The following is a 3195-nucleotide window of genomic DNA, read 5'->3' on the forward strand; positions in this document are numbered from 1 at the left end:
GCTGCTCATCTTCCGCGGTGACTACCGCTGTATCCACGATCACATCGCCGACACCATCGTGGTCAAGGCCTGACCGCCGGTCCAGCCGCATGCTCGACACCGTCGCGCAAGTGCAGACGCCCGAAGGCATCGCGCTGCCGCTGCGCACGGCCGGGCCGATGCCGCGCGCGATCGCCTGGGCGGTCGACGCGGCGATCCGCGTCGGCGTGATCTGGATCGTGTCGATCCCGATCATCTTCGTCGGTCGTTCGGGCCGTGGCCTCTACGCGATCGCGCTGTTCGCCGTGCTCTGGTTTTATCCGGTGCTGTTCGAGGTGCTGCGCGACGGGCAGACGCCGGGCAAGCGCGTGATGCAACTGCGCGTGATCAACGCGAACGGCACGCCGGTGACCTGGCTGGCCTCGTTCCTGCGCAATCTCATGCGTACGGTCGATATGCTGCCCGTGTTCTATGGCTTCGGTCTGGTGACGAGCTTTGCCGATGCGCGCAGTCGCCGTCTCGGCGACATCGTCGCCGGCACGCTCGTCGTCTACGTCGATGCGCCGCGCAAGGCGGTCGAGGTGCCGTTGGTGCCGGTGGTATTGCCGTCGCACGTACTCAAGCTCGACGAGCGCGCCGCCGTGGTCGAATTCGCCGAGCGCGCGGGCCAGCTCACGCCCGAGCGTCAGGAGGAACTCGCTGACCTGCTGCCGGCGCTGACCGGCACGCGCGGCACGCTCGCGGTGCAGCGCCTGTTCGGCATCGCCAACGGCATCCTTGGGCGGCGTTGAACAATGCAGCAGGAAGCTTTCCAGGCACGGCACGGGCAGGAATGGACGAGGTTCGAGGCTTGGCTGGCCTCGCGCTCGCGCGCGACAACGCCGGCGAAGGGCTCTGCCGATGAATCGTTCGACGATGTCGATTTCCCTGCCGCGTATCGCCGCATCTGCCAGCAGCTCGCACTGGCCGAGAAGCGCGGCTACAGCCAGGCGCTGACGCGGCGCCTCGCCGATCTCGTCCAGCGCGGCCATCTCGTCTTGTACCGGCCGCCGCCGCCGCGGCTCGCACGCGTCGCCGATTTCTTCGCCGCGGAATTCCCGCACCTCGTGCGCAGCCAGTGGCGAGCGATGGTGGTGGCGGCGGCGCTGTTTTTCGCGCCGCTCATCGGCGCGATCGTACTGCTGCAATACCGGCCCGAACTCGTGCACTCGCTGTTTTCGCCCGACCAGATCGCCGAGTTCGAGGCCATGTATGACCCTGCGGCCGCGGCCAAGGCGCTCGGCCGCAGCAGTGGCACCGATCTTGCGATGTTCGGCTTCTATATCCTCAACAACGTCAGCATCGGTTTCCGCACGTTCGCGAGCGGACTCGTCGCCGGCGTCGGCTCGGTCGTCGTGTTGCTGTTCAACGGCGTCTTCATCGGCGGCATCGCCGGCCACCTGACCGCGATCGGCTACGGCGGGCCATTCTGGCGCTTCGTCGCCGGCCACTCGGCGCCGGAATTGCTTGCGATCGTGATCTCGGGCGGCGCCGGCCTGCAGATCGGCATGGCGCTACTCGCGCCCGGGCGGCGCACGCGCGCACGCGCGCTGGCCGAGTCCGGCGTAATCGGCGCCAAGCTCGTGCTCGGCGTGTTCGCGATGCTCGTGTTCGCCGCGTTCATCGAAGCCTACTGGTCGTCGATCGCGTGGATGCCGAGCGTGGTGAAGTTCGGCTTCGGCGCGTTGATGTGGAGCGGCATCTTGCTCTGGCTGTGGCGCGGCGGGCGTGGCCGCGAGGCGACGGAAGGAAAGAGCTGATGCGTGTCGACCAGCTCAACATCGCCTTGCGCCCGCGCACCCCGTGGGAAGCGGCCGATCTCGGCGTGGCGCTCGTGCGCGCGCATGCGCTGCGCATCTACGCCGCATGGGTGCTGATCACCTTGCCGGTGTTCGCAGTGTTGAATCTCGTGTTTTTTGCCGTCGATCGGCCGTGGTGGGCGGCGCTCGTGCTGTGGTGGTTCAAGCCGGCGTTCGATCGCATCCCGCTGTTCGTGATCTCGCGCGCGGTGTTCGGCGAGGTACCGACGCTGCGCGAGACGCTGCACGCGCAACGCGATTTCGGCCGCCGCGCGCTGCTGCCATGGCTGACCTGGCGGCGCCTGCATCCGGGTCGCGCGATGCTGATCGCGGTGGACATGCTCGAGGCGCCGACCGGCGCGCTGCGGCACACGCGCGTGTCCGTGCTCGCCCAGGTGAGCGCCTCGCCGAACATGCTGCTGACCCTGCTCGGCGCCAACATCGAGGCCGTGCTGTTCTTTTCGTTGATCGCGCTCGGGCTCATGTTCGTGCCGGTCGAATTCTTCAGCGACTCGGTCAAGGCGACGTGGCAGACGCTGTTCGAGAATCCACCGGCTTGGGCCGAGGTGCTGGCGAATTTCCTCGCCTGGATCGCGATGAGCGCGGTCGAACCCTGTTTCGTCGGTGCCGGCTTCGGCCTCTATCTCAATCGTCGCGTGCAGCTCGAAGGCTGGGATATCGAACTCGCGTTCCGGCGCACGGCTGCGCGCCTGGCGCAGGGCGCCGCCGTGCTGGCGTTCGTCGTCATCGGTGCCTGCATGATCGGTGCGGCGCATGCGGCCGACGATGGCGACGAATTCGACAAGAAGATCAGGCAACTGATCGAGCGCCCACGCGTGGACGAGGACGAGAAGGCCAAGGCGCCGACGCTCGAACAGCTGCTCGGCGAAGCGCATCGCAACGACGGCAAAAGTTTTCGCGATTCGGTCAGGCAGGCCTACGTGGGCGACGACCTCGATCCGCACGAAAATATGTGGGAGTGGAAGCGGCGCATTCCCGAGCCCGAGAAAAAGGACACGCCTCCGGTCAAGCTGCCCTGGTGGGCCGAGGGGCTGGGGCGGATCGTCGGTTTTATCGCGCAATTCGGTCTGTGGATCCTGTTCGCGCTGCTGATCGTTTTCCTGATCGCCAAGCACCGCGTCTGGCTGCCGTGGATTTCCGCGCGCATCGCCGGCGCACGCACGCCAGACGAATTGATCCTCGGCGACGAACCAAGCGCACCTGCGGCCTTGCCCGACGATCTCGCCGCGGCCGTACGCGCGCTCTGGCGCGAAGGCCGCGTGCGCGAGGCGCTCGCTCTGTTCTATCGCGGCTCGGTGGCGAGGCTGGTCGAGATTTCCGGCACGCCGCTGCCGCCCGGAGCGACCGAAGCCGACTG

3 protein-coding genes are annotated in these 3195 nt (G+C 67.4%); all 3 read left to right on the forward strand.

Annotated features, from left to right (window positions below; all coding sequences use genetic code 11):
- The first annotated feature begins 89 nt into the window (after window positions 1–89).
- Entirely contained in the window at window positions 90–770 is a 681-nt protein-coding gene (locus tag VF497_RS15725; RefSeq protein WP_330890431.1) for an RDD family protein, read from the forward strand.
- 3 nt (window positions 771–773) lie between these two features.
- Entirely contained in the window at window positions 774–1778 is a 1005-nt protein-coding gene (locus VF497_RS15730; protein WP_330890433.1) for a stage II sporulation protein M, read from the forward strand.
- The coding region (locus VF497_RS15735; RefSeq protein WP_330890435.1) for a hypothetical protein at window positions 1778–3195 on the forward strand (1418 nt) is incomplete at its 3' end. The genes VF497_RS15730 and VF497_RS15735, both read left to right, overlap by 1 nt.

This window comes from Rudaea sp. (assembly GCF_036383415.1).
Lineage (GTDB): Bacteria > Pseudomonadota > Gammaproteobacteria > Xanthomonadales > Rhodanobacteraceae > Rudaea.

What these genes read in the sequence shown, in the direction of transcription:
- VF497_RS15725 (WP_330890431.1), top strand. Translation starts at nt 90, where the DNA reads ATGCTCGACACCGTCGCGCAAGTGCAGACGCCCGAAGGCATCGCGCTG.
- VF497_RS15730 (WP_330890433.1), top strand. Translation starts at nt 774, where the DNA reads ATGCAGCAGGAAGCTTTCCAGGCACGGCACGGGCAGGAATGGACGAGG.